Annotated in this window: 17 protein-coding genes; 6 read left to right on the top strand and 11 right to left on the bottom strand. The window is 75.9% G+C overall.

What is annotated here, in order from left to right; genetic code table 11:
• Nucleotides 1-152: 152 nt before the first annotated feature.
• The 8 genes from ACH4SE_RS35585 to ACH4SE_RS35550 form a co-directional block, all read right to left on the bottom strand.
• Nucleotides 153-737: a TetR/AcrR family transcriptional regulator gene (locus tag ACH4SE_RS35585; protein ID WP_398547713.1), complete on the bottom strand. Its 585-nt coding sequence runs from the start codon at nucleotides 735-737 to the stop codon at nucleotides 153-155.
• 70 nt (nucleotides 738-807) lie between these two features.
• The gene (locus ACH4SE_RS35580; RefSeq protein ID WP_398547712.1) at nucleotides 808-1,848 is read right to left on the bottom strand and encodes a 3-oxoacyl-ACP synthase III family protein; all 1,041 of its coding nucleotides are present in this window, start codon (nucleotides 1,846-1,848) and stop codon (nucleotides 808-810) included.
• 98 nt (nucleotides 1,849-1,946) lie between these two features.
• A complete protein-coding gene (locus ACH4SE_RS35575; protein WP_398547711.1) occupies nucleotides 1,947-3,515 on the bottom strand; it encodes an alkaline phosphatase family protein in 1,569 nt (522 codons plus the stop codon).
• A gap of 55 nt (nucleotides 3,516-3,570) precedes the next feature.
• Nucleotides 3,571-6,963 carry a hypothetical protein gene (locus tag ACH4SE_RS35570; protein ID WP_398547710.1) on the bottom strand — a complete coding sequence of 1,131 codons (3,393 nt, stop codon included), beginning with the start codon at nucleotides 6,961-6,963 and terminating at the stop codon, nucleotides 3,571-3,573.
• A gap of 255 nt (nucleotides 6,964-7,218) precedes the next feature.
• Nucleotides 7,219-8,127, bottom strand: coding sequence for a class I SAM-dependent methyltransferase (locus ACH4SE_RS35565; RefSeq protein ID WP_398547709.1), 909 nt, complete (start codon nucleotides 8,125-8,127; stop codon nucleotides 7,219-7,221).
• 83 nt (nucleotides 8,128-8,210) lie between these two features.
• Nucleotides 8,211-9,314: an NAD(P)-dependent alcohol dehydrogenase gene (locus ACH4SE_RS35560; RefSeq protein ID WP_398547715.1), complete on the bottom strand. Its 1,104-nt coding sequence runs from the start codon at nucleotides 9,312-9,314 to the stop codon at nucleotides 8,211-8,213.
• Nucleotides 9,311-10,750 carry an aldehyde dehydrogenase family protein gene (locus tag ACH4SE_RS35555; protein WP_398547708.1) on the bottom strand — a complete coding sequence of 480 codons (1,440 nt, stop codon included), beginning with the start codon at nucleotides 10,748-10,750 and terminating at the stop codon, nucleotides 9,311-9,313. Before ACH4SE_RS35555 ends, ACH4SE_RS35560 begins: the two co-directional genes overlap by 4 nt.
• Nucleotides 10,751-10,758: 8 nt before the next feature.
• Entirely contained in the window at nucleotides 10,759-11,514 is a 756-nt protein-coding gene (locus tag ACH4SE_RS35550) for a (5-formylfuran-3-yl)methyl phosphate synthase (RefSeq protein WP_398547707.1), read from the bottom strand.
• A 543-nt stretch (nucleotides 11,515-12,057) separates the two neighbouring features.
• On the opposite strand from ACH4SE_RS35550, the gene ACH4SE_RS35545 reads away from it, so the two are divergent.
• The 3 genes from ACH4SE_RS35545 (at nucleotide 12,058) to ACH4SE_RS35535 (ending at nucleotide 15,703) form a co-directional block, all read left to right on the top strand.
• Nucleotides 12,058-13,683: an NUDIX domain-containing protein gene (locus tag ACH4SE_RS35545; protein WP_398547706.1), complete on the top strand. Its 1,626-nt coding sequence runs from the start codon at nucleotides 12,058-12,060 to the stop codon at nucleotides 13,681-13,683.
• A gap of 483 nt (nucleotides 13,684-14,166) precedes the next feature.
• The gene (locus tag ACH4SE_RS35540; RefSeq protein WP_398547705.1) at nucleotides 14,167-14,592 is read left to right on the top strand and encodes a PPOX class F420-dependent oxidoreductase; all 426 of its coding nucleotides are present in this window, start codon (nucleotides 14,167-14,169) and stop codon (nucleotides 14,590-14,592) included.
• 235 nt (nucleotides 14,593-14,827) lie between these two features.
• Nucleotides 14,828-15,703 carry a hypothetical protein gene (locus ACH4SE_RS35535; RefSeq protein WP_398547704.1) on the top strand — a complete coding sequence of 292 codons (876 nt, stop codon included), beginning with the start codon at nucleotides 14,828-14,830 and terminating at the stop codon, nucleotides 15,701-15,703.
• Between the two features lie 66 nt (nucleotides 15,704-15,769).
• Here ACH4SE_RS35535 and ACH4SE_RS35530 read toward each other — a convergent pair whose 3' ends face one another.
• The gene (locus ACH4SE_RS35530; protein WP_398547703.1) at nucleotides 15,770-16,723 is read right to left on the bottom strand and encodes a helix-turn-helix transcriptional regulator; all 954 of its coding nucleotides are present in this window, start codon (nucleotides 16,721-16,723) and stop codon (nucleotides 15,770-15,772) included.
• Between the two features lie 95 nt (nucleotides 16,724-16,818).
• Here ACH4SE_RS35530 and ACH4SE_RS35525 point away from each other — a divergent pair, with 95 nt between their 5' ends.
• The 3 genes from ACH4SE_RS35525 to ACH4SE_RS35515 all read left to right on the top strand — a co-directional run bounded on the left by ACH4SE_RS35525 (nucleotide 16,819) and on the right by ACH4SE_RS35515 (nucleotide 19,569).
• The gene (locus ACH4SE_RS35525; protein WP_398547702.1) at nucleotides 16,819-18,258 is read left to right on the top strand and encodes an MFS transporter; all 1,440 of its coding nucleotides are present in this window, start codon (nucleotides 16,819-16,821) and stop codon (nucleotides 18,256-18,258) included.
• Between the two features lie 177 nt (nucleotides 18,259-18,435).
• Nucleotides 18,436-19,023: an RICIN domain-containing protein gene (locus tag ACH4SE_RS35520; protein WP_398547701.1), complete on the top strand. Its 588-nt coding sequence runs from the start codon at nucleotides 18,436-18,438 to the stop codon at nucleotides 19,021-19,023.
• 324 nt (nucleotides 19,024-19,347) lie between these two features.
• Nucleotides 19,348-19,569, top strand: a complete 222-nt coding sequence (locus tag ACH4SE_RS35515; RefSeq protein ID WP_398547700.1) for a hypothetical protein — start codon at nucleotides 19,348-19,350, stop codon at nucleotides 19,567-19,569.
• Between the two features lie 73 nt (nucleotides 19,570-19,642).
• Here ACH4SE_RS35515 and ACH4SE_RS35510 read toward each other — a convergent pair whose 3' ends face one another.
• Both ACH4SE_RS35510 and ACH4SE_RS35505 read right to left on the bottom strand, forming a co-directional pair.
• Nucleotides 19,643-21,250: an FAD-dependent oxidoreductase gene (locus ACH4SE_RS35510; RefSeq protein WP_398547699.1), complete on the bottom strand. Its 1,608-nt coding sequence runs from the start codon at nucleotides 21,248-21,250 to the stop codon at nucleotides 19,643-19,645.
• Nucleotides 21,247-22,008 (bottom strand): methyltransferase domain-containing protein, encoded by a 762-nt coding sequence (locus ACH4SE_RS35505; protein WP_398547698.1) that lies wholly within the window; start codon nucleotides 22,006-22,008, stop codon nucleotides 21,247-21,249. The genes ACH4SE_RS35510 and ACH4SE_RS35505 overlap by 4 nt, the downstream gene beginning before the upstream one ends.
• Between the last annotated feature and the right edge of the window lies 1 nt (nucleotide 22,009).

Genomic DNA, 22,009 nt, shown 5'->3' with positions numbered 1-22,009 from the left:
CGCCCGGGGCCGCGGGGGCCGGGGGGGGGGGGGGGGGGCGGCGCGGGGGCGGGGGGGGGCGGGGGGCGGGGGGGCCCCCGCCCCGGGGGGGGGGGCGGGCGGGGGGGGGGCCCCCGGGCCCCCCCCCCCGCCCCCGTCCGCCTGCGGGCCCGTCAGCTGCGCGGGGTGATCCCCTCGTACAGGAAGGGCAGCAGCTCCTTGGCCGCCCTGCCGGTCTGCTCGGTGACCAGCGCCACCGCGTTGCTCAGCTTGAGCAGGGTGGAGACGTCCAGGTCCTCGCGGATGGTGCCGTCGTCCTGCGCCGCGCGCAGCAGCCGGGCGGCGGCGGCGCGCATCCCGTGGCAGGACTGGTAGAGGTGCGAGGTCTCGTCGTGCATCGCGGCGAGGGTGGAGGCGGGCAGGCCGCGGTACTCGGTGAGGTTGTCCAGCAGCACGTCCAGCCAGCGCCGCAGCCCCGGTCCGCCCGGGTCGGGCCCCGCCAGCAGCTCCTCCGCCAGTGCCTGGAGCGCGTCGAAGCGGTCCGCGATGACCGCCTCCAGCAGCACCTCGCGGGTGGGGAAGTGCCGGTAGACGGTGCCCACGCCGAAACCGGCCTGCTTCGCGAGGCCGTTGAGGGTCACCTCGGCGCCCTTCTGGGCGTAGAGCGTGCGCGCCACGTCGAGCAGCTTCTCGCGGTTGCGCAGGGCGTCCGCCCGGGCGGGCGTCCGCCGCATCACGTCCTCCGACCGGTGGGCCACCACATACCGGCGAGTCTACCCCGCGGGCGGGCGCGGCCGGGGGCCGCACCCGCCCGGTGCCGGCGCGCCGTCAGACCCGCTCGACGGCGAAGCCGGCCCTGATCCACTTGCTGGACTCCACGGCGATCCCCAGCGCCCTGTCCCCCGGCACCATCTCGTCCAGCGCGCGCTCCAGTTGCAGGAACGGCAGGGCGTTCCCGGTGTTGCCGGTCTCGGTGACGCAGGCGATCTCCTCGGCCGCCGGGAAGCCCAGCAGCGGCAGGATCTTCTCGCTCATCCGGGCGGAGAGCTGGGGCGGCAGCAGGTAGTCGACCTCGCTCTCCTGCCAGTCCAGGTCCGCCAGCAGCACCCGCGCGATCTCCGCCGCCATCGGCGGCACCGACTCCTCGATCTCCTTGTAGTTCTCGCCGATGGCCGGCTCCTGGGACTTCTCACCGCGGTCCGCCGGGCCGTACCAGCGCAGGGTCTGCCCGGGCTCCCGGCCCAGGCCGGTCAGCGTGGTGCCGACCCGGTGGACCAGCGCGCGGGCGCCGCGCCCGGCACCCGTGCCCAGCACCACCGCGCCCGCCGCGTCCCCGAAGAGCAGGAAGTTGACCAGCTGGGCGGGCGGCAGGGTGCTGAGGTCCGCGGTGGTGTCGAAGTACTTGGCGGTGGTGTCGGCGCCGATCACCAGGGCGGTGCGCTTGGTGCCGGAGGCCAGGAACTGGTGGGCCACCTGGAGCGCCTGGACGGCCCCGGAGCAGCCCGACTGCAGCTGGAAGGCCGGCACGCCGTCGATGCCGAGCCGGTCGGCGACCATGGTGGCGGTGGTGGGCATCAGCTGGTCCGGGGTCGCGGTGCCCATCACGACCAGGTCGACGTCCGGCCCGGCCAATCCGGCCGCGTCCAGCGCCCGCTGGGCGGCGGTCGCCGCGAGGTCGGTCAGCGACCAGCGGGGCTCCCCGGTGTCGAGGTCGACCGACAGGTGGCGGGTGCCCGCACCGACGAAGGTGTCCACCCACTGCCGCCAGGTCTCCGTCATACCGAACCGGCGGGCGAGCCGGGCGTTGTCGATCGGCAGGCCGGGCACGGCGGTGCCCACGGACAGGATGTGCACAGGACGAGTCTCCACCCGTCCATCGTCGGGGCCCGGTCTAAAGCGGTCCTTTGCCCGCGGGCGGCCCGTGCCGCGCGACGGCGCCCCGTCGCGCGGCACGGCCGGGCCTTCGGTCAGCGCTCCTGGCGGGGCATGGGCTGGGTCGCGCCGGGCACCTGCGGCATGGGCTGGGTGGCGGCCTCCGCCTGCGCGGCGACGTTGGCGAGCCGCGCCCCCGCCTCGAACTCCGGGTCGGACGGCGCCCGCTCGGCGTGCGGCTGGAAGACGCCGGAGAGGTCGCCGAAGGTCTTCCGGCGCCAGCGCGTGATGGCGTCGAAGGTGACCGGGCCCTTCCCCGAGAGCCCGCCCGCCGCCGTGACCGCCTCGATGAGGCGCAGCGGCGAGGTGTGGTCGGAGACCTCGGAGAAGATGTGCCCGCCCACGGTCCACGGCGACACCACGATGCAGGGCACGCGGAAGCCGGCGCCGACCGGCAGGCCGCCGCCGGGGGTGCCCCTGGGCGACGGGAGGCTGACGTACTCCTCGGGGTAGGCGCCGCGGTCCGGGACCGGCGGCGGGACGTGGTCGAAGAAGCCGTCGTTCTCGTCGTAGTTGATGATGAAGACGGTCGAGTTCCACAGCTCCTCGTTGGCCGCGAGGGCCTCCAGCTTGGAGGCGAGGAAGTACGCCCCGGCAGCGGGGGTGTTCGGCGGGTGCTCGTCGGAGGCGTAGGGGCCGTCCGGGAAGAGCCACGTCACGTCGGCGAGGGTGCCGTTGGCGCAGTCCTCCTCGAAGCCGAGGTAGGGCGTGCCGGCCGGGGTCGGGTTGAGCGGGTCGCCCACGCCGCCGGGCGTCCCGTCGCCGAACAGCGTGCCGTTGAGCCGTATCCGGTTGTACAGCTCGGGCGGGACGAGGCCGGGCTCCTTGAAGTTGGCCCACCAGCTGAAGTAGTTGTAGCTGCCGGAGCTGGTGTAGGTCTTGACGGTGTAGCCGGCGTCGAAGAGCACCTCGGCCGCCGACTTCCAGGCCAGTGTGTTGGGCTGCACCGTCTCCAGGATCGGGCCGCCCTGCTTGCCCTGCGGGTCGTTGGTGCCCGACATCCAGATCGCCCGGTTGGGGTAGGTGGGTCCGAGCACCGAGCAGAAGTAGTGGTCGAGCAGGGTGAAGTTCTCGGCGAGCGCCCAGTGGAAGGGGATGTCCTCCTTCTTCAGGTAGCCCATCGTGTAGGAGCCCTTCACGTCGCCGTCGGAGGCGAGGTGGGAGACCAGCCAGCCGTCCATCGCGCCCCCGTTCCAGGCGGCGTGCTGGTCGCGCCAGTCGTGCGAGAGCGACGGCACCGCGGCGGCGCCGGTGGTGACGGTGTCCATGTGGAAGGGCGCGAGCCAGCCGTCGGGGTTGGCCGGGTCGGGCTGCTGGAAGACGGAGTTGCCGTTCGGCAGCCGGACGGCCTTCTTGTCGCCGAAGCCGCGCGCGCCCGGGAAGGTGCCGAAGTAGTGGTCGAAGGACCGGTTCTCCTGCATGACGTACACGACGTGCTTGATCTGGGAGAGGTCGAAGCCGCGCCGGCCGGCCGAGGCGGCGCGCGCGAGCTGCGCGGGCAGGACGCCGGACATGCCGGCCGCGGCGGCGACCCCTGCCGCGCCGGCGATGAAGGCGCGCCGCGAGGGGCCGCGGCTGCTCGGTGTGGCGCTGGTGCCGTTCATGCGGGTTTCTTTCCTCGTCGTGGGGTCGGGCCGGGAGCCGGGGCGGGCCCGCTGGTCAGCGGGCGACGCCCAGGACCTCGGCGATGGCGCTGTTGGTGGTGTCGGCGACGTACAGGACGCCGGTCGACAGGTCGACCGCGACGGCGTACGGGGTGTTGAGGTGCGAGGCGGAGGGCGCCTGGCCGCTGCTCTCGCCGCCGGCCGTGGGCGCCGCGGCGTTGACGACGGTGGTGATGGTGCCGTCGGGGGTGACCTCGCGGACCGCGTTGTTGAGGGTGTCGGCGATGAAGAGGTTTCCGGCGTTGTCGACGGCCACGCCCTGGGGGGCGTTGAGCCGGGCGCGGACGGCGGGGCCGCCGTCGCCGGACCAGCCGCCGCGGCCGTCGTCCACGGCCCTGTCCTCGGCGTAGTCGCCGGCGACCGTCGTGATGGTGCCGGTCCGCCCGTCGACCTTGCGGACGACGTTGTTGGCGGCGTCGGCGATGTAGACGTTGTCGTGCCGGTCGACGGCCACGCCGGTGGGCATGGTCAGCCTCGCCGTGCGGGCCGCGCCGCCGTCGCCGGAGTAGCCGGCGTCGCCGCGGCCCGCGAAGGAGGTGATCCGCCCGTTCGGCAGGAGCTTCACGACGCGGTGGTTGTAGGTGTCGGCGATGTAGACGTCGCCGTGCGCGTCGGCCGCGACCGCCTGCGGGTGGTTCAGCGACGTGCTGGTGGCGACCCGCTGCTCCTGCCCGGCGAGGCCGGAGGAGCCGCCGGTCCGCGCGTCACCGGTGCCCGCGACCCGGTGGATGACGCCGTCCGGGGTGATCTCGCGGACCACATTGTCGGCGCTGTCGGCGACGAAGAGGTCGCCCTCGGCGTCCACGGCGGTGCCGCCGGGCTGGTAGAGCGTGGCGGCGGTGGCGGGACCGCCGTCGCCGTTCAGGCCGGAGCCCTCCAGCGAGCCGGCGATCACCTTGCTCTGCCCGTTCGCGAGCGCGGCGAGGACGTTGTCGCCGGTGTTGGAGGCGTAGACGACACCGCCGCTCGCCGAGACGCCGGCCGGGCGGTACAGGCCGCCTGCGGGCGGCAGCGGCAGGCCCGTGGTCGGGTCGATGCGGACCTCCCCGCCGCCCGTGGCGTCGTAGGGCAGGGTCTGCAGGATCGGTCCGGTCGGCCTGGTGCTGTCACCGATGACGAGGCTGAGGTCGTCCGCCTCACCGTTGTTGTCGGCGCCGGTGTTGACGGCGGTCATGGTGATCTTCAGGACGACCCTGACCGCTCCGGCGGGCACGGTGCCGTACCAGGCCTGCGGGACGAGTCCGGAGACGCCGCCGCGCTGGTTGGCCTTGACCGGGCCGATGCTCGCGATCGTCAGCGTCGCGCCGTTGCCGCCCTGGAAGTCGGCGGTGACGACGGCGTTGTCGTTCTGCGTGGCGTAGCCGCCGAGCAGCCCGGAGAGTGCGAAGGACTTGCCGGAGACGTCGCCGAGCGGGGCGAGGTCGATGGGCTGGGTCTGGGTGGTGGCGACGCCTGCGATCGCGCTCTGCGGGTCGTGGCCGCCCCAGAAGACGCGGCTGCCCGGGCGAACGGGCGGGTAGGCGGACGGCGCCTGGGCGTACGACTCGGCGACGGCCCGGGGAGCGGGCAGCGGGGAGGCGCTGGCCCAGCAGTCCGGTACGGACACCGGGGCGTCGCCGGGCGCGCCGAACCACACGTCGGAGGTGTACTCCTCCGCGCCAGGGTTGGAGACCAGGTTGCGGTCCAGCGCCGGGGCCACCCGGTCGGGGCAGTTGGGGTCGGTGCCGTGGGTGCCGGTGGTGAGGTCGTAGTTCTGCCCGTGGACGCCGGAGGACGTGGGGTCGACGACGAAGGCGAGGTCGTCGGCGACGCCGTTGCTCTCGCTGCCCGCGGAGATCGCCGTCGCGGAGATCGTGACGACGACCGTGGCGGTGCCCTTGGGCAGGGTGCCGAGGGTCTGGACGGGCAGCATGCCACTGTCGGCCGGGGTGCCGCCCTTCGCCGCGAGGTAGTCGGCGGCCGCGACCCGCTCGGGCTCGGTGATGGGCCCGATCCGCGCGCTCGCCAGGGTGGTGCCGCTCGCGTCCTCGAAGTCGGCCCGGACCTCGGCGAAGTCGCCCTGCGTGGAGTAGCCGCCGAGCTGGCCGGACAGCGCGAAGGGGTGGCCGCCCGCGTTCAGTCCGCCGACGTCGACGGTCTGGCTCGCGGAGGTCGTCACGCCCTGGACGTCGCCGCGGAAGCCGGGCGCCGGGGTGAAGCCGGGGTTCGCCGCCGGTGTCGCGGTGGAGTTCGCCCCGCCGGAGAAGTACCGGGATCCCTCCAGGCCGGGGTAGGGCGCCTTCTGGGTCCTCGACTCCACGACCGCGTCGGGGGCCGGCAGGTCGCTGTGGCCGGTCCAGCAGGCCGGTACGTCGACGGTGGCGTTCGCCGTGCCGGGGTCGGTGACGCCGCCGCCGGTGCCGTAGGGGTAGGCGACGGACACGTGGTCCTCCGCGCCCGGGTTGGAGATCAGGTTCCGGCCCGCGGCGGGCGCGGCGGGCCGGGGGCAGTTGCCGGACTCGTCGTAGTCCTGGCCGGCCGGCGCCACCGCGCTGTCGCCGACGACGACGAGGCCGAGGTTGTCGGCGTTGGCGTCGTTGTGGCCGGCGCCGCCCATGGTGAAGGTCAGGGTGACGACCACCTTGGACGCCCCGTCCGGGACGGTGCCGTACGCGCTGCGCGGGAGCATGCTGGAGGTGTCGCCCCGGTCGGCCGCCAGCACCGGTCCCAGGGTGGTGACCGCCGGGCGGGCGGTTCCGTCGTCGACCGCCTTGCCGCCGGAGTCCTCCCACGTGGCGCTGACGGAGGTGGCGTCGTCCTGGTTGGCGTAGCCGCCCAGGTTCGCGGTGAGCGCGAAGTGCGTGCCCGCGACGTCGCCGAGCGGCGCGAGGTCGATCGTCTGGGTCGCGGTGGTGACGGTCCCGGCGGGCGCCTTGTCGTTGGCGCTCCTGCCGCCGTAGAAGTTCCGCGTCCCCGCCTTGCCGGGGTAGGAGGCGGCGACCGCGCTGGCGATCTCGTTCGCCGGGTCGGTGCCGGCGATGGTGGAGGTGAGCGACCAGCAGTCGGGCAGGAGTACGGCGTCGGGGTCGGCGACCCCGCTGCCGGCGGTGGTGCCCGCGCCGCCCGGCAGCTCCCCGCGCGTCGTGGCGTACTCCGCGCCCGGGTTGGAGATCAGGTTGGCGTCGAGCGCGGCGTCCGCGCGTCCGGTCGCCGCGGAGCAGTACGCCCCGCCCGTCAGGTCGTAGGACTGCGGCGGCGCCGTGAAGGCGCTGACCCCCGTCCCGGACGCACCGGCCGACGGCAGCCCGACGATCACGAGCCCGGCGGCGACCACCGCGACGGCCGCCTTGCGCTGCGTGCCCCGGCCCCACCGCCGCCCACGCCACGTGGCCAGCTCTTTCACCCTCACCGTGCCGCCTTCCGTCCGCCGAGTCGTGCCGGTGCGACCGGCAAACGGCGAGCGGCACCGGAGATCCGGGTGCACGCTCGCCCTGGCGTACGCTCTGCGGGCCGGGTGAACGGGTGTCAAACGGGCGCCGTCCGGCACGCGTTGGATCAGCGAACGGTTCTGCTGCCCGGTCCGGCGGATCGTGCGCGGCGTGTTTTGTACGGCCGCCCGGGCGTCCCGCGGCCGGCGGCGGACCGCGGGGCGGGGCGGTGGGCGTCACGGGCGGGGCTTGTGCGCGAAGACCCAGCGGTTGCCCTCCAGCGCGTCGTTCCCCTCCGGCATCGGGCCGCGGCCGTGCAGCCGTGTGAAGTCGAAGGGGGTGTGGACGGCGGTGGACCAGCCCCTCGCCGACAGGGCGCCCGCGGAGTCGGGGCGGGGCCGCCGGTCGAACAGGGCGAGCAGGTCGATGCCGGTCCGCAGGCGCGTCGCGACGTAGAGGGGGCTGTCGCGGTGGACCAGCAGGTCCTTTTCGAGCTTGGCCTCGAAGGCCAGGGCGCCGCCCGCCGGAGTCATCCGGTCGACCGTGTCGATCAGGTGGGTCTCGGCGGCGGGCGGCAGGTAGAACAGCAGGCCCTCGGCCAGCCAGACGCTCGGTGCGGCCGTGTCGAAGCCCGCTCCGGTCAGCGCCCCGGCCCAGTCGTCGCGCAGGTCGACCGGGACGGGCACGCGTGCCGCCCGCGGGGTGGCGGCCAGACCGGCGAGCACCCGGTGCTTGAAGTCCAGCACCCCGGGCCGGTCGATCTCGAAGACCGCGCAGCCGTCCGGCCAGTCGAGCCGGAAGGCCCGCGTGTCCAGCCCCGCCCCGAGCAGGACCGCCTGGCGGGCCCCGGTCTCGCGTACCGAGCGGTGCACGAAGTCGTCGAGGGCCCTGGTCCGCAGGCCGAAGTAGCGGGCGAACCGCCCCCACAGCGGGTCGGCGTCCCCGTCCGGGACCTGCTCGGCGCGCAGCGGCCACTTCGCGCACGCCGGCGCCGCCCGCACGAAGTGCTCGGCGTAGGCGTCCTGGGCCAGGCTGTCCGCCCGGTGGGTCTCGATCGCCCGCGCCGCGGCGACCAGGAGCGCGGTCAGGCCGACACCCCCCTGCACGTCCTCCCGCTCGGTGTCCTGCTGCGCCGTGCCGGTCATGTGTGCTCCCTCGGTGTGGGTGAGAGCCCCGCGTACGGGGCGGCGGCGGGGTGCCGGGGCGGCCCGGCCGGACTGGCCGGCCCTCACCGCGCCCTCCCCTCCGGGATCAGCACGGGCTTGACCACGCGGCCCGCGTCGCAGTCGCGTTCGGCCTCGTTGACGGCGCCGAGCGGGTAGGTACGGATCAGCTCGTCGAAGGGGAAGAGGCCCGCCCGCCACAGGCCGATGAGCCGCGGGACGAGCAGCCCCGGCACCGCGTCCCCCTCGCAGATGTGGGAGATCCGCCGCCCCCGGTCCAGCGTCCCGGCCGCCAGCGCCAGCGTGCCGTGCAGCCGGGCCACCAGGCCGAGGTGGCCCAGCGGGCGCAGTGCCCGCAGCGCGTCGTTGACCAGCCGCTCCGAACCCGTGGTGTCCAGCGCGTACTGCGCACCCCCTTCGGTCAGGTGCCGGATCCGGCCGGGCAGATCCGCCGTCCCGGCGGGCACCGCGGTCGCGCCCAGCCGCTCGGCGAGGGCCAGCCGTTCGGGATGCCGGTCGACGGCGACGGTCACCGCACCGGCGGCGGTGGCGGCCATCACCGCCGCGAGCCCCACCGCGCCCGCTCCGTAGACCGCGACGGTGTCGCCCGCGCCCACGCCGAAGGAGTGGAGGACGGCGCCGGCGCCGGTGAGGAAGCCGCAGCCGAGCGGGCCGAGCAGTTCGACGGGGAGCGACGGGTCGACCCGGACGGCGTTGCGGGCCGGGACCACCGCGTAGTCGGCGAAGGACGACTGGCCGAACCACCGGGGCGCCAGCGCGCCCCCGGCCGCGTCCGTGAACCGCGCCGCGTCCTCCGCGCGGCCGCCGAAGAGGTTGAGCGAGGCGAAGGAGTCGCAGTAGGCGGGGGCCGCGCCCTGGCAGTTCCGGCAGCGCCCGCAGGAGTCGAAGCTCAGTACGACGTGGTCGCCGGGGCTCAGCCCGGTGCCGGGCCCGCCCGTCTCCACGACGGTCCCGGCGCCCTCGTGGCCGAGCACCGCGGGCAGCGGTGAGCGGCCCCCCGAGCGCCGCACCGCGAGATCGGTCCGGCACATCCCGCTGCCCGCGATCCGCACCAGGACCTCGCCCTCGGCCGGTCCCGGGTCCAGCACCACCTCCTCGACGGCGAACCGGCCGTCGTACGAGCGCAGCACCGCCGCGTCGAACCTCAGTGCCACGCCGTCCCCCCTGCCTCCGGTGCGGCTTCCGCTTCCAGGGGGCGGTGCAGGACGAAGGGCTGGAGGTTTCCGTACAGCCCCCACGGCCCGCCCGCGACACCGACACCGCTCTCCTTGGTACCGGCGAAGGGCTGGGCGAGGGAGAGTTCGGCGTGGTGGTTGATCCACGCCGTCCCGCACTCCAGCCGCCCGGCCACCGCCTCCGCCCGGTCGAGGTCGGTCCCCCAGACCGAGCCGCCCAGACCGAAGCCGGTGGCGTTGGCCGCCGCGACGGCGTCGTCGAGGCCGGTGTACGGCAGCACCGGCAGCACCGGCCCGAACTGCTCGTCGGCCACCACCGGGCTGCCGGAGGGGACGTCGGCGAGGACGGTCGGCGCGAAGAAGTAGCCCGGCCGGTCGAGCCGGTGGCCGCCGGCCGCGGCCCTGGCACCGTCCGCCAGCGCGCGGGCGGTGCAGGCCTCCACCCGGGCCAGCTGGGGGGCGTTGTTGAGCGGCCCCAGCTGCGAGCGCGGGTCGAGCCCGGCGCCGACGACGGCGGACTTCGCGCGCTCCGCGAGGGCCTCGACCACCTCGGCGTACCGCCGGGCCGGGGCGTAGACGCGTTTGACGGCCATGCAGACCTGCCCGCAGTTGCGGAAGGCGGCCCAGAACAGCCGGTCCGCGATCCGCTCGACGTCCACGTCGTCCAGCAGGAGGGCGGCGTCGTTGCCCCCCAGCTCCAGGGTGACCCGGGCGAGGGTGGCCGCGGCGCCGGCCGCGACGGCCCGCCCGGTGGGGGCGGAGCCGGTGAAGGTCACGTGGCGGATGCCCGGATGGGCCGCGAGGCGGGCGCCGAGCGGTTCGCGGCCGGTGACGACGGTGAGCACGCCCTCGGGCAGCGCCGCCGAGAGCACCGACGCCAGCAGCCGGGTCGCCAGCGGCGTGTAGGGCGAGGGTTTGAGCACCACCGTGTTGCCCGCGGCGAGCGCGGGCGCGAACTTCGCGGACGCGAGCTGGAGCGGGAAGTTCCACGGCACGATCGCGGCGACCGGCCCGAGCGGGCGCCACCGCAGCTCGCTGCGCACCGGCCGCCCGTCGGCCACGGGCACGGGCCCGGGTTCGAGCGCGGCGAAGTAGCGCATCCGGGCCGCCGTCCGGGCGACCTCCGCGCGGGACTCCGCCAGCGGCTTGCCCTGCTCGCGGGTGAGCAGCGGCGCGAGGTCGTCGCGGGCCGCCTCGACGGCGTCGGCCGCCGCGAGCAGCGCGGCGGTGCGGGCCGGGGGGTCGCTCCGCCAGCCGAACCAGGCCGCCCGGGCCCGCTCGACGACGGCGTCCAGCTCCTGCGGTGACTGGTCGGGGGCCTCCGCGAAGGCCTCCCCCGTGGCGGGGTCGACGACGGGGAGACGCCCGCCGCGGGCCTCCCGCCCCGGCGCGGGCCGGTCCTCCGGCATGCCGGCCGTCAGCCCGCCGCCGCGACGCGGGCGGCGCCTTCGCCGGCGTGCCGGTCCATCTCGGCCCGGAAGGCGGCCACCAGGTCCGGCCGGATCCTCCCGGTGGTGCGGTCACCGCCCTCGCAGACCGCGCCGCGCACTCCCACGATGTCCGTGCCGATCCGGGTCAGCGGGCCCAGGTCCGCCGCCTTGACGCTGCCCGCGAGGGCCGCGAGCAGGCCCGCCTCGTGGGCGAGCCGGACGAACTCCCCGCAGGCGTCCGGCGGCACGTGGTCGAACAGCCCGCTGCCGTCCTTGACCGCGGTGTCCAGCATGGCCGCGTCGGAACCGGAGCGCCGGGCGATGTCCGGCAGCGCGAGCGGGTTGACGCAGCCGATCCGGTGGGCGTCGGCGTAGCCCGAGGCCACCACGAACGCGTCCGGCCGGTAGTCCTTGACGGCCCGGACGACCCCGCGCATGACCTCGACGGCCTGGTCGGGCGTCGTGCACCCGTAGAGGCCGACCTTGATGTACGAGGCCCCCGACACCACCGCGCCCAGCGCGGCCTGGGCCACCGTGCCGGGCTTGTACGGGACGTCGCCGACCGTGGCCGACACCGGCGTGCCCGCCGGGACCGCGCCGCGGATCTCCCTGATGACCCACGGGTAGTTCGCGCCGAGGGACCCCTCGTCCGGTTTCTTGACGTCGACGATGTCGAGGTGTTCGGCGGCCTTCGCGCAGTCGAGGGCTTCCTCGACGCTGTCCGGGGAGATGAGAAGCAGCAACGCGGACTCCAGTTTCCTCGCATGGCAGCCCGGCCACACGGACGTGGCGCGGACGCCGCCCGGATCACGTGCGGTGTGCTCATCATTACGGCGGCCTCCGCCCCGCCGGCAGAGCGCGCGGAACCCGTACGGGTCACTCCCCCCGCCGTCCCGCGCCCTCCCCGCGCGCCGTCCACGCCGGTCCGCGGCCACGGCCATTGGCCCGAACGAGGCGTTACGGAGGGGGGATTCCGTGCGTTTGCCAGACCACCAGGGCCACGGCGGCGCCCCGACGGAGGACACCATGGATCCCGCACCCGTACACCCGTCCCCCTCTGCCGGACGCCGTCCCACCGCACCGGCGTCCGTGGCCCGCGGCGGCGGCCCGTCGCGGCCGGACCCGGCGCGGGCCCTGTGAGCGGGCCCGCCGGTACGCCCCCCGGCGGCGTCCCCGGGCCGCGTCCCGCACCGCCGGAGCAGCCGGACGGCCCCGGCCGGGGACGGGACACCGGGGCGCCGGCCGTCCGTCTTCCCGCCCCTCCCCCACCTGATCGGAGACCGCCGATGACAGCCGCCCCGACGACGGCCGTGCCGCCGGTACGGCACGAGCCCGCCGGCACCGCCGCACTGCTCGTCAACTCCCGCGGGCACTACCTGCTGCACCTGCGGGACGCGCACAAACCCATCTGGCAGCCCGGGACCTGGGCACTGCCCGGGGGCGGCCGCGAGCCCGGCGAGACACCGGACGAGAACATCCGCCGCGAACTGCGGGAGGAGACCGGCCTGGAGATCGACGGACTGCGGCCCTTCGCCGTCGTCGACTCCGGCAGCGACGGCGAGCCGACCATGGTCTACACCGGACGCTGGGACGGCGATCCCGCCGCCCTGGCCGTCACCGAGGGGATCATGCTGCGCTGGACACCGCCCGCCCAGGTCCCGTTCCTCACGGTGGAGCCCGGCGCCGCGGCGGTCATCGCCCGCCACCAGGCCGACCCGGAGCCGCGCCCCGACGCCCGGGGCCGGCCGCAGTCCCTGCACGTCGCCCTGCCGCCGGCGCGGCACACCGAACCGCTGGACGTCCACCTGATCCTGCGCCGCGAGGGTCCCGGCGGCCCGCAGGTGCTGGTCACCCGGCGGGCCGGGCCGGTGTACGCCTCCGGTCTGCGCCACCTCCCGTCCGGCCACCTCGACGGCCCGCACGAGGACGCCGTCGCCGCGCTGGTGCGCGAGGCCCGCGAGGAGACCGGCGTCCTCGTCGACCCGGCCGACGTCCGGGCGGCGGTCACCGTGCACCACCGCAGCCCCGCCGGGCAGGCCAGGATCGGGCTGTTCTTCGAGGTCCTGCGGTGGCACGGCACCCCGCGGATCGCCGAACCCGCCCTCTGCGACGCCATGGAATGGGCACCGCTGCACGCCCTGCCCGGCGACATGGTGGCGTACTGCCGCGCCGGTCTGGACGCCTACGCCGCCGGCGCCCGGGCGGCCGTGCACTTCCAGCTCCCCGGCGACCCGGTCGGCTACTCCCCCGGGGCCGACCGGCTGCGGCTCCTGCCGCACCCGTCCGGCCACGGCCGGGCCAACGCGCCGGAGCGCGCGGCGCACGCACGCTCCCGGCCGGCCGTGGAGGAGCGGCCCGCTCCGGGCGCGGCCGGGCCGGCGCACGAGGAGGGGCCGGCCGCGGCGGGCCCTCCCGGCTGGCTGCCGCCCGAGCAGTACGCCGCGACGCTGCTGAAGGCGACCTGCTTCGCCTGCGTCCACCTGACCGACGAGGAGGGCCGGCCGCTGCAACTGCACGCGGTCTACTCCGCCACTCACCCGTGGCAGCTGCCCGGCGGAACCATGGAGCCGGGCGAGCGCCCCTGGGAGACGGCGGTGCGCGAATGCCGGGAGGAGACCGGCCTCACCCCGTCCGGTCCGCCCCGGCTGCTGGCCACCGTGTTCGGACTGCCCGGCGAGGAGTGGCCGTTCGCGTCGGTCGGGCTGGTCTTCGACGGCGGACGCCTCACCGCGGAGCAGATCCGCGGCATCACGCTGAGCCCGCAGGAGCACGACGACGTCCGCGTCCTGCCCCTGGCGGAGTGGGAGGCGCTGATGCCGCCCCGCGACTTCGCCCGCCTGGTCGCGGTCGACGAGGCACGCCGCACCGGTGTCGCCGCGTACATCGGCGACTGGGACTGGGGAGACGCATGAGCGGCGCGGCCCTACCGCCCCTACGGCGCCCGTGCGTTCGTCACCGCCGGACGCGCCACCCGGCTGTCCGCTTCCCCGGACGGCCGGCACCGGACCGGCAACCCGACGCGGCCGGGCCTCGGCACCCGCCGCCGGGCGCACCGCCCGGCCCACCGGGGCCCGGGGAGCCGCGCCGCCGGACACACCGCCCGGCCGGCGGCCCTACCGCCCGTACGGCGCCCGTGCGTTCGTCACCGCCGGACGCGCCACCGGGCCCCGACCGGCTGTCCGCGCCCGCCCGGACGGCCGGGGCCTGATGGGGCCGCGCCGCCGCGGCACCCGCCTGCACCGGCCCGAGCGGATCCGCCCGCGTCCCGACGAGGAGGGCGCCGAAGGCCGCACCGCGCCGCGAGGAAGGGACGCGCGCCGCCGGCCGGGCGGTGATGCCCGGTCCGCGGCGCGGCGCCGCGGCGGGTCCGCCTCCGGCCGGGCCATGATGGGGCCATGCCCGAGATGACCGAACCGGAGTGGCGGGCCTTCCTCGCCCACGGCACCCGCACCGCCAAGCTCGCCACCACCCGCGCCGACGGCCGCCCCCACGTGGCGCCCGTCTGGTTCCTGCTGGAGGGTGACGAGCTGGTCCTCAACACCGGCCGCGACACCGTCAAGGGCCGCACGCTGGCCCGTGACCCGCGGGTGATGGTGTGCGTCGACGACGAGCGGCCGCCGTTCTCCTTCGTCCTCGTCCACGGGACGGCCACCCTCTCCGAGGACCTGGACGAGATCCGCGCCTGGGCGGGCCGCATCGGCGCCCGCTACATGGGCGAGGACCGCGCCGAGGAGTTCGCCGCCCGGAACGGCGTCCCCGGCGAGCTGCTCGTCCGCATCCGCATCGAGAAGGTCACCGCGGTCAGCAACCTCGCCGGCTGAGGCGCCGTCGCGCTCGGCCCCGGCCCGGGGAGCGCGGGAGCGGCGACGGGGTCCCCGGACCGCGCCGGTGGGGCCGGGCGACGGCGGCGGTGTCCGGCGCAACCGCCGGACAGCGCAGCGTACTTCAGGCTCGCGGGCGTCCCCGCACCCGTACCGGTCCCGCGTCACCGGCGAAGGCCGGGGGGCGTCCGGCGCCCCCTCCTCGCCCCGGACCGCGCCTTGTACGCTGATCCGCATGACGGACCCCCGGGGCGGCCGCCGCTGCCACACCCCCCTCAACGCCCTGCACTCCGCGGTGTACTTCTCGCCGGAGTTCGACAAGGAGATGGAGGCCCTCGGGCTCGCGAAGGCCCCCGGCGCGTACTTCAGCGCCCCGGGCTACTTCGCCGCACGCTCCGCCGCGATGGGCGCCGTCGGCCCCGGCACGGTGACGGCGGCCTTCTTCAACTTCAGCCATGCGCTGATCGCCCGGCACGTTCCCGCGGTCTGGGCCGTCGCCGCGCCCGAGCAGGTGCTGGCGGCACGCCTGCGCGCCGCCGACCGCCTGCTGCGGCGGCTGCTGGGCGACGGGGCGACGGCGAGCGGGGAGATGGCCGAGGCCGCCGAGCTGGCCCGGCACGCCGCCGCCGGCTGCGTGCGCGCGGGCCGGCCGCTGGGATCCGCGGAGGCGGACCAGCCCGTGGCGCAGGAGCCGCACCTGGCGCTCTGGCAGGCCGCGACCGTCCTGCGGGAACACCGCGGCGACGGCCACGTCGCCCTGCTCACGCAGGCGGGCCTGGACGGGATCGAAGCCCTCGTCTCCCACACGTCCTCCGGCCGCGGCTTCACCCCCGCCTTCGCCCGGGCGACGCGGGGCTGGAGCGAGGAGGAGTGGTCGGCGGCGCAGGAGCGCCTGCGGGACAAGGGCCTGCTGGACGCGGAGGGCCGGCTGACCGAGGCGGGGACCGCCCTGCGCGCGGAGCTGGAGCACGAGACGGACCGGCTGGCCGCCGGGCCCTACGACCACCTCGGAGCGGCCGGGGTCGCACGCCTCACGGAACTCGCGGGCGGCTTCGCCGCGACGGCGCTGGGCAACGGGGCGTTCCCGGACGGGATCTTCGGCAGGCGCTGAGCGCAGGGGCGGCGGCTGCCCCGGTCCCCCGGCGCCGGCGGAGCCTCGCGGTGCCGCGCCCACCCGTCACCTCGTCGCTTCGCGCGCGCGGTCCGCGAAGGTGCGGAGGCGGTCGACCAGGGCCGAGGGCGACCGGACGTGGAAGGGCAGGTCCAGCATCAGCAGGCGCACGGCCATCCAGTCGACGCGGTCGGCGTCCACGCGCCAGCGTGACGTGCCGTCCGCAAGGGCCTCCACCTCGCCCGGCGCCTGGCCGAGCTTCGACCGCAGGACGTCCGCGGGGGCGTCGACGTCCACCACCGCCGGCACCGTGGGCCACAGGCCGCGCAGCTTGGACTCGACGAACTCGGCCGCGTCGGCGGCGGGGAGCACGCGCGGCGCGGCGCGCGCACCGGTCGCGGTGACGCCGGTCAGCCGGTCGACCCGGAAGATGCGCCAGTCGTCGCGCGCCAGGTCCCAGGCCACCAGGTACCAGCGCCGGGCGCTGGCGACCAGCCGCTGCGGTTCGACGTGCCGGCGGGACTGCGCGCCGTCGCCCGCGCGGTAGGCGAAGCGGACGCTCTCGTGGTTGGCGATCGCACCGGCCAGGACGGTCAGCGCGGAGGGCTCGACGCGCGGGCCGCCGCCGGTCATCGTCACCACGGCGGCGCCCAGCGCGCCCACGCGGTGCCGCAGCCGCGACGGCAGCACCTGCTCCAGCTTGGTCAGCGCGCGCAGTGACGCCTCCTCGATGCCGTCCACCGCGCTGCCCGCGGCCGCGCGCAGGCCCACGGCGATCGCGACCGCCTCCTCGTCGTCCAGCAGCAGCGGCGGCAGCGCCCGGCCGGCGACCAGGCGGTAGCCGCCGAGCGAGCCCATGGTGGCCTCGACCGGGTAGCCGAGTTCGCGCAGCCGGTCCACGTCGCGCCGGACGGTGCGGGTACTCACCGCGAGCCGTTCGGCCAGCTCCGTACCGGACCACTCCCTGGGGGTCTGGAGGAGCGAGAGCAGATTCAGCAGTCGTGCCGGGGTGTCCATCATGTTTTCCAGGGTCGGCGCACTGTAGGACAGCACCTGTCCTACATCGCCCATAGCGTAGGGCCTGTCAGCGAACGAGGCAGGCAGGAGCCCGAGGAATGAGTAACGAGCGCAGGCGCTGGATCGCCCTCGCCGTGGTGATGACGGCCAGTTTCATGGACCTGGTCGACGCGACGATCGTCAACGTCGCCGTGCCCAGCATCCAGCGCGACACCGGCGCCGGCTTCAGCGCGGTGCAGTGGATCACCGCCGGCTACGCCCTGGCCTTCGCGGTCGGCCTGATCACGGGCGGACGGCTGGGTGACATCTACGGCCGCAAGCGCGTGTTCCTGCTCGGCACGGCCGGCTTCACGGTGGCGTCGCTGCTGTGCGGGGTGGCGGCCGATCCGCAGATGCTGGTGGCGACCCGCATGCTGCAGGGCGCGGCGGCCGCGCTGATGGTGCCCCAGGTGCTGTCGATCATCCACGCGACCTTTTCAGGTGAGGAACGCGGCAAGGTCTTCGGCCTGTTCGGCGCGGTCATCGGCCTGGCGGCCGTCACGGGTCCGCTGCTCGGCGCGCTGCTCACCCAGTGGGACGTCCTCGGGCTGCAGTGGCGGCCGATCTTCCTGATCAACCTGCCCGTGGGGATCGCCGGACTGCTCCTCGGGCGCCGGTTCATCGACGAGTCGAAGGCCCCGCAGGCGCTGCGGCTCGACCTGGCGGGTGTCGCGCTGGCCACCGCCGGCCTGCTGATGCTGATGTACCCGCTGGTCCAGGGCCGGGAGAACGGGTGGCCGCTGTGGGGCTACGCGATGATGGCCGGCGGCCTCGCCGTGCTCGCCGGATTCGTCCGCTACGAGCGGGCCAAGGCGGCCAGGGACGGCTCCCCGCTGGTCGAGCTGGTGCTCTTCCGGGCCCGCAGCTTCGCCGCGGGCATCGGGGTCCAGCTGCTCTTCGGTGTCGCGTGCGGCATCTTCTTCCTGGTCTGGACGCTCTACATGCAGATCGCGCTGGGCTGGTCCCCGCTGCACGCCGGGCTCACCGGCCTGCCGTTCACGGTGGCCTGCTCGGCCTCGGCCGGCATGTCCGTCCAGCTGCTGGTGCCGCGCTTCGGCCGCCTGGTGCTGCAGGCCGGGGCGCTGACCACGGCCGCCGGCGCGCTCCTCTACGTCGCGGAGGCCGAGCGCTACGGGCACGCGGTGCACTCGTGGCAGATGGCGCTGCCGCTGCTGGTGATGGGCGCCGGGATGGGCATGGTCTTCTCGCCGCTGACGGACGCGGTCCTGTCCGACGTGCCGCAGGAGCACGCGGGATCGGCCTCCGGACTGATCAACACCACCAACCAGCTGGGCAACGCGTTCGGCCTGGCCCTGGTCTCGGTCGCCTTCACCGGCCCGACCCCGGTCCGCGCCTTCGAACACGCCATGTTCTGGATGGTCGGCGCGCTCGCCGTCGTGGTCACCCTCATGGCGGCCCTCCCCCGCCGGGCCTCGCGTACCGCGGAGCCGGCGGGCCCGGCCGCCGAGCCCGCGAAGGCGCCCGCCCTGGCGGGCTAGGCCGCGCCGCAGGCGGTCGGCGGCCCGCGGCCGGGGAGCGTCCCCGGCCGCGGGCCGCCGTCGTGCACCCCTGCCCCGGCCCTTCGGCCGACCGGGCTACGCGCGGCGCCTTCCGTCCCGAAAGTCGCTCTTTGCCCGTCTTCCTGCCGTCATACTCCCCTTGTCGTTTTCCACCGCATGACGGAGCAGGAGGCAGACCGGGTGAAGACCCTCACGAATCTGGCGGCGGGTGCGGGAGCACTGGCGCTGACCGCCGGAGTGGCGCTCGGCACGCAGGGAGCGTCCGCGGCCGACAGGTCGCCGGCCGCGACGCCGCGGGCGATCGTCGCGCTGCAGTTCACGCTGCGCCTGGCCGTCAACCCCTACCAGGTCGCCAACGTCCGCGGAGCGGGCAGTTCCGACGGCGTGCCGATCATCCAGTACCCGCTGACCACCGGCGCCAACGAGCGCTGGCAGCTCGACGCGGCCGGCGGCAGCTACTACACGATCAAGTCCGTCAGCAGCGGGAAGTGCGTCAACGTGGCCGGCGGCGGCACCGCCAACGGCACCGAGGTCATCCAGTACACCTGCGGAACGGCCCCCAACGAGCTGTGGCGCTTCGTCCCCACGGGCATCGGCTACCAGATCGTCGACAAGTCGGCCAACAAGTGCCTGAACGTCGCCGGCGGTGTCGGCGTCGGACGCATCCTGATCCAGTACTCCTGCACCCCCCAGGGCGCGCCCAACGACGTCTGGCTCCCCGTCTGGGAACCCAACAACCGCTGAGCCGCCGCCGTCACGTCCGGCCTCCGTTGCGTCGCGGGGTCCGGCACCGAGGGCCCGCCGGCCTGGTCACCGACCGGCCGGCGGGCCCTTTCGCACACCGCCGGCGGGGCGGGCAGCCCCCGGGGGGCACCGCGGCGCCGTTCGCGTTCCCCGGCACCCGGGTGCGGCGGCGGCGACGTAGCCGCGAAGGACGTGGGCCACACATCGACGACGGACCCCCGGCCACCCCTTTCAGGTGACTGCGGCATATTCCGGACGGCGCGGGGGAGATCACGAATGCTCATGACGTCCCGTCAGTGTCCGTAGCCGAAGGAGCTCCACCCGATGCGACGCACCGTCACCACCGCGCTGTTCGCCGCCCTCCTGACCGCCGCCCTTCCGCTGGGTCCGGCGGCCGCACCGGCCTCCGCCGCGCCCTCCGCCCCGCCGGTCACCGCGGTCTGGATGGAGGACTGCCTCGCCGGCGACGGCCACCCCGTGGCGAGGGACGGCGTCCTGACGTGCCACGGCGGGGAGTTCGACGGGCAGCCGATCGACGCCGGGTGAACCGGCACCCGCCGCGCGCACTGTGTCCCGGCGGCCCGGCGGCCCGGCGGCCCGGCGGCCCGGCAACGTCGGCTCAGCCCTCGCCGCGGGCGGTGGACCCGGTGCGCGCCGGCGTCCGGAGGGGGCGGGCGAATCCGGCCGCGGCGCGCAGCGGCGCCGAGCGTCCGCGGTCCGGGACGGTCCACAGGGTGTGGCCGCGGAGGGCCCAGCGGCGCAGGAGGGCGTTGGCCGCGAGGAATCCGGTGGTGGCGGCCCGTTCCATGAGGGCGACGGGCAGGTCGGTGCGGACGAGGTCGCCGGCGAGGACGAGTCCCGGTTCGGGGGTGGTGACGGCGGGGCGGTCACGGTGGGCGCCCACGGGGAACAGCGGGCAGTCGGCCTGCCATTCGTGGCGGGCGTCCACCACGCGGGCGTCGCGGGTCTCCGGGTACAGGCGGTGGAGCTGGCGCAGCAGGAGGTCCTGCTGCTCCTCCCGGGCGGCGTCGCCGGGCAGCGCGTAGGCGTGCAGCTCCACCACCGAACCGCCGGTCCGCGCGGCCCACCGCGCCGCCTGGTCCTCCCACCGCTCCAGGACGCCGGCGTTGTCCAGCGGCCCGTAGCCGCTGGTGCCGAGGAATCCGGGGCGGTCGCGGGCCACCGGGCGGTCGAGCCACAGCCGGGAGACCAGGAAGGGGGGTGCGGTGCGCAGCCGGGCGACGCGCTCGCGCCAGGGCCGGTCGCCCAGTTGCGGTGAACCGGCCACCAGGGCGCGCAGGCCGGCGACGTCCAGGGCGAGGACGACCGTGTCGTGGCGGTCGCAGGTGCCGCCGGTCCCGACCGCGTACCCGCCGCCGCGGAGGGGTGTGACGCCCTCGACGGCGGTCCCGGTGCGGAGGTCGGCGCCGAGCCCGCTCAGGTGGCGCCGCAGCGGTTCCCACAGGGCCTGCGGGTAGGGGGCGCTGGGAACGTCGAAGAGCAGGCCCTCGCTGGAGCCGAGGAAGTAGATGTGGAACATCAGCGCCATCTCGGCCGCGGACAGCTCGGCGGGGTCGGCGAAGAAGCTGCGGGAGAAGACGGTGAAGGCCAGGCTGTTCGCGGCCTCCGGGAAGCCGATGGCGTCCAGGTACTCCGCGGCGCTGAGGTGGTCCAGGCGGTGGTAGACGTCCGGCACCCGCACGTCGAGCAGCGGCAGGGCGGCCGAGGGGTGCATGCGCAGCAGGTCGCGGACGGTGAAGGCGGGGCTCAGCGCGACGAACCCCAGGGCGCTCAGCGGAGGGGTGCGCGGGACGTGCCGGAAGCTGTCGCGCAGACCGCTGCTGTGCTGGAGCGGGTAGTCGGGCAGACCGGTCAGCCCGGCGAGCTGCGGATCGGTGCGGCGCAGCAGCGCACGCAGGTTGTAGTACTGACGGAAGAAGGCGTGGAAGCCCCGGCTCATCGTGGCGGCGCTGCCGTCGGAGAGCCGGACGGGCCAGCCCGCCACCCGGCCGCCGAGTACGGGCCGGCGTTCGTACAGGGTGACCTGGACGCCCCGTTCGGCCAGGGCGGTGGCCGCGGTGAGCCCGGCGATGCCGCCGCCGACGACGGCCGTGGAGGGCGGCCGGCCGGCGGGCCGCTGTGCGCCCGGGTGCGCGGGCAGCATGCAGGCCCGTCTGTCCCGGCCGATGCCGGCGGAGCGGCCGGGCCGCAGGAGGGTGCCCGTCATCGCGCCTCCTGTGCGCCGGTGCGGGACCGGCCGGTGTCCCGGGGGCCGGCGGGCCGTCCGGCGAGCACGGTGTGCACGACCCCGGTCTGCCACCCGGCGACGGGGAGGACCCTGGTCCGGGTGAAGCCGGCCCGGGCCAGCCGTGCGGCGAAGGCGGGGGCGGTGTCGAAGGCGACGACGCTGCGCCACAGGTGACGGTAGAGCGCACGGTTGCCGGTCAGGGTGCCGGCCGGCTGCACGACGCCCTTGCACACGGCCGTCCACACCGCGCGGTCCACCGGCCGGCCGCTCAGCGCGTATTCGTGGACGGCGAGTCTGCCGCCGGGAACGAGGAGCGAGCGTACGCGGGCCAGGACGGCGTCGGGGTCGGCGAGGTTGCGGAAGAGGTAGGCCGCGAACACCGCGTCGAACGGGCCGCCCGCCACGTCGTCGGGCAGCGACTCGGCGGTGGCGTGCACGAACGTGACGCGGTCCGGCCACCGTTTGGCCGCGGCGCGGCGCAGCATCCCCGCCGACGCGTCGACGGCCACGACCTCCGCGGCGGGAGCGGCGTGCAGCAGCGCGGCGGTGGAGGCGCCGGTGCCGCAGCCCAGGTCCAGCACCCGCAGGCCCGCCCCGCCGTCCGGCAGCTTCAGCCGGCGGGCGGAGCGCCGCAGCTGGCGGTGGTATCCGGGGTTGGCGGCGACGAGCGCGTCGTAGCTGCGGGCACCGCGGTCGAAGGCGGCGGCGAGGTCGCTGCCGTGCAGGAGGGCCGTCATG

The sequence above is a fragment of the Streptomyces sp. NPDC020983 genome, assembly GCF_044333485.1.
Classification (GTDB): domain Bacteria; phylum Actinomycetota; class Actinomycetes; order Streptomycetales; family Streptomycetaceae; genus Actinacidiphila.
Note: the sequence above shows the minus strand (reverse complement) of the source record. Positions and strands in the feature narration are given on the sequence as shown.